4 protein-coding genes and 1 pseudogene are annotated in these 2,902 nt (G+C 39.8%); 1 reads left to right on the top strand and 4 read right to left on the bottom strand.

The features are described from left to right. Positions 1-87: 87 nt before the first annotated feature. The 4 genes from ACFQZJ_RS00025 to ACFQZJ_RS00010 form a co-directional block, all read right to left on the bottom strand. On the bottom strand, positions 88-420 hold the full coding sequence (locus ACFQZJ_RS00025) for a helix-turn-helix domain-containing protein (protein WP_379931484.1): 333 nt from the start codon (positions 418-420) through the stop codon (positions 88-90). A gap of 4 nt (positions 421-424) precedes the next feature. Continuing rightward, on the bottom strand, positions 425-757 hold the full coding sequence (locus ACFQZJ_RS00020) for a type II toxin-antitoxin system RelE/ParE family toxin (RefSeq protein ID WP_379931482.1): 333 nt from the start codon (positions 755-757) through the stop codon (positions 425-427). A 667-nt stretch (positions 758-1,424) separates the two neighbouring features. After that, on the bottom strand, positions 1,425-1,709 hold the full coding sequence (locus ACFQZJ_RS00015; RefSeq protein ID WP_289022128.1) for an addiction module antidote protein: 285 nt from the start codon (positions 1,707-1,709) through the stop codon (positions 1,425-1,427). Between the two features lies 1 nt (position 1,710). Then, the gene (locus tag ACFQZJ_RS00010; protein WP_379931480.1) at positions 1,711-2,013 is read right to left on the bottom strand and encodes a type II toxin-antitoxin system RelE/ParE family toxin; all 303 of its coding nucleotides are present in this window, start codon (positions 2,011-2,013) and stop codon (positions 1,711-1,713) included. Positions 2,014-2,701: 688 nt separating this feature from the next. On the opposite strand from ACFQZJ_RS00010, the pseudogene ACFQZJ_RS00005 reads away from it, so the two are divergent. Next, a pseudogene (locus ACFQZJ_RS00005) lies at positions 2,702-2,902 on the top strand (tyrosine-type recombinase/integrase); the annotation flags it as partial.

The following is a 2,902-nucleotide window of genomic DNA, read 5'->3' as shown; positions in this document are numbered from 1 at the left end:
AAAGCCCCGCAGAGCGCCTTATATGAATCCGTTTTTTTCGGGATTAATGACTTGTGCAACGGTTACCATTGTTACCTGTAGTGCATTCTACGCTACTTTAAATTCTGCTTCATTCATTTCCACGCTGAATTTCACATTGGCCTTTAATGCTCTAAATACTTTTAAAATGGTTTCGATGGTCACATTTTTTGTATTTCGTTCCAATTTGGAAATCTGAGATTTTTGTACTCCAATTAATTCGCCAAGTTGTTCCTGGGTTAAGTTTCGTTCTTTACGCACAGACTTAATCATTTCGCCCAATAGTTCCATTCGCAAGTCAAATTCGTACTTATCTCGCTCTGGTGTTCCTACTTTTCCGATATCCCTATCTTTTAGTTCGTCAAGGGTCATCATTTTCATTTTTTTATTTTTCGTTGCCATAATTTTATTGTTCAAAGTATTCTTTTCTAATTCGTTCCGCTTTGTCAATATCGGCTTTCGGTACCTTACTTACTTTTTTGACAATTCCGTGTGTTGAAATCACGAGCGTTTCGGATTTGACAGTTCTGTCCCAAAATGCAAATAGCCTGTATTGCAAACCACCATATTTTGTTCTGAATTCCCAAATATCATCGGTCAGTTTTTTGAACAGCTTAGGGTCAAGTCCGAGTTTGGCTTTGTCAATATTGTAATAGATTTTCTCTTTTGTTTTCAAATCGAGACTATCTAAAAAATCAATCGCTTGTTCAAGAAAAACGACTTCAAATCTTCTGTTCATTCAGTTTCTTTGTTCTGATTTACAACACAAAGATAATTAAATAGTTGAATTATATGGAAACTTTACGAATTTTGGTTCGCATTACAGGTAACGGCCCCTGTATAAAGCGGGCGGGGCGTTTTGGCTCTTGTCCGCTTCTTGTCGGCCGGTTGAGTTGTTTATAAATATACTTTAATTTCGGGATTTAGCCGCCACGCGTTGAGCTTTTAAAACGCCCCGTTCGCTTTATACCGTGTTCATGCCGGTTGGGCTCTTCCTATGGTGTTTCCCCTTGCCCTGGCTTTGTGTATTTGGGGCGTTTTACTCAGGGGCCGTTCAGGCCGATTGAATATCGTGGGAGCGTGAAATCCTTTTGGTTGTGTTTCGTGTTTTGACGGAATGCACCGCACCATTGTAAAGGGGGACTGTTCCCTCGGGTGTCCTATTTCATGGCGGAGCGATATGTCCTCTGGCAATCGGCCTGAACGGCTCCGTATATGAAAAGTAGCGCTGAAAATAAGCGATAACTTTTCGGATTAACACAAGCCGAATTTTTAAATTTTACTATTTATCTTTTTAATTGGAAATCGTCAAATTTAAAAATTTGGCGACTTTCCAAATATGCCTTGACTTTGATTGAGCAACTGATTAGCTATGAGCTATATAAGTTGTTGTGGTGTCGTTTTTTTTACGCTGACATTGGTTTCACGTTTATTTGTCCACCTATTGCTTTCAGGACTTTCATTATCGTTCCGAATTGTGGTTTCGCTCCGTCTGATAATGCTTTGTAAAGACTCGGTCTGCTCATTCCAGTTTTTTCCGCAATTTTAGTCATTCCGATTGCCTTTGCAATATGTCCGATTGCAACTATTAAGTCAGAACTTTCGCCATCTTCAAGAACTGTGTTTAGATATTCAGCAATCATTTCTTCGCTGTCCAAATAGTCTGCTATATCAAATTTTGTTGTTTCCATATCAATCATCTTTTATTCTGTTCCAGATTTTTTTCGCTTTTTCGATGTCTTTTTGTTGAGTAGATTTATCTCCACCAATTAAAAGAATTACGATTTTATCATCTTTTTCTTTAAAATACACTCTGTAGCCTTTGGCATAATTAATTCGCATTTCGCTAATTCCATCTCCAACAGGCTTACAATCTCCAAAATGCTCATCAGTTTCAAGTTTCTGAATTCGGAAAAGTATTTTAGATTTCGCACGTATATCTTTCAGCTTTCTAATCCACTTATCAAATTCAGATGTCTTTTTGGTGATAATCATTTATTGTATCCAATTAGATACAAAATTAAACATTTTTTTTGAATTTGTGAAATGGTTTCTCGTTCAAGCGAAAAGTTACTCTAAAATGCACCACAACGGCCCCTGTATAAAGCGGGCGGGGCGTTTTGGCTCTTGTCCGCTTCTTGTCGGCCGGTTGAGTTGTTTATAAATATACTTTAATTTCGGGATTTAGCCGCCACGCGTTGAGCTTTTAAAACGCCCCGTTCGCTTTATACCGAGTTCATGCCGGTTGGGCTCTTCCTATGGTGTTTCCCCTTTCCCTGGCTTTGTGTATTTGGGGCGTTTTATTCAGGGGCCGTTCAGGCCGATTGAATATCGTGTGAGCGTGAAATCCTTTTGGTTGTGTTTCGTGTTTTGACGGAATGCACCGCACCATTGTAAAGGGGGACTGTTCCCTCGGGTGTCCGATTTCATGGCGGAGCGATATGTCCTCCGGCAATCGGCCTGAACGGTTAGTATATGAAGCGTAGCCTGCCGATAGGCGGCTATGATTTTATATACATTGTTGAACTAATCCTCGTACCTCGGAAGCCTTTAATTGGTTTATAAAAGTACGTTATCTTACTGTTTGATAAAAACCTTAAGCATATGTATTTAAAAAAAGTCAAGGACGATTTTAGAGGTCGCCTTATCGGAAGTCCCCAGATTTAAAGAACTGGCCCTTACTTTGGAAAAGAGTTTTGCCGTTAACGGTAAAGCAACGAGCACTTTAAGGAACTACCTACGCTGTCTTGCCCACTTGGCCATCTACTATAAATGTAGTCCAGAGGCCCTTGACGAGGAACAAATAAACGACTATCCCTACCACTGCCAGAACCTGCACAAGACCCCTTCGGAGAGCTTTTTTAAACATACCATCTATGGGCTT

Origin of the sequence: Maribacter chungangensis, assembly GCF_042676845.1 — a bacterium.
In the GTDB taxonomy this organism is placed as follows: Bacteria; Bacteroidota; Bacteroidia; order Flavobacteriales; family Flavobacteriaceae; genus Maribacter; species Maribacter chungangensis.
The sequence above is the reverse complement of the archived record's forward strand: the minus strand, read 5'-3'. Positions and strand labels throughout refer to the sequence as shown.

Excerpts from the sequence above, each read along its gene's own strand:
- ACFQZJ_RS00010 (WP_379931480.1), bottom strand. The coding sequence starts at position 2,013 with ATGATTATCACCAAAAAGACATCTGAATTTGATAAGTGGATTAGAAAG.
- ACFQZJ_RS00020 (WP_379931482.1), bottom strand. The coding sequence starts at position 757 with ATGAACAGAAGATTTGAAGTCGTTTTTCTTGAACAAGCGATTGATTTT.
- ACFQZJ_RS00025 (WP_379931484.1), bottom strand. The coding sequence starts at position 420 with ATGGCAACGAAAAATAAAAAAATGAAAATGATGACCCTTGACGAACTA.
- ACFQZJ_RS00015 (WP_289022128.1), bottom strand. The coding sequence starts at position 1,709 with ATGGAAACAACAAAATTTGATATAGCAGACTATTTGGACAGCGAAGAA.